The organism is Streptomyces sp. NRRL WC-3618, from assembly GCF_001280005.1.
Lineage (GTDB): Bacteria > Actinomycetota > Actinomycetes > Streptomycetales > Streptomycetaceae > Streptomyces.
The window spans coordinates 1-282 of record NZ_LGDW01000379.1; the positions used below are offsets into that span (position 1 = coordinate 1).

Consider the following 282-nt stretch of genomic DNA (forward strand, 5'->3'; position numbering starts at 1 on the left):
GTTCGGCGGCGTCCTACTCTCCCACAGGGTCCCCCCTGCAGTACCATCGGCGCTGTGAGGCTTAGCTTCCGGGTTCGGAATGTAACCGGGCGTTTCCCTCACGCTATGACCACCGAAACACGGTGAAACAACTCAACCGCACCACCCGTGACCTTGGGCGGGGTTGTTCGTGGTTTCAGAACCAACACAGTGGACGCGAGCAACTGAGGACAAGCCCTCGGCCTATTAGTACCAGTCACCTCCACCCGTTACCGGGCTTCCAGATCTGGCCTATCAACCCAG

The 282-nt window shown here is 59.6% G+C and carries 2 rRNA genes; both read right to left on the minus strand.

Annotated features, from left to right (window positions below):
* Positions 1 to 117: ribosomal RNA gene (gene rrf / locus ADL01_RS26900) — 5S ribosomal RNA — on the minus strand.
* 88 nt (positions 118 to 205) lie between these two features.
* A 23S ribosomal RNA gene (locus ADL01_RS26905) occupies positions 206 to 282 on the minus strand; the annotation flags it as partial.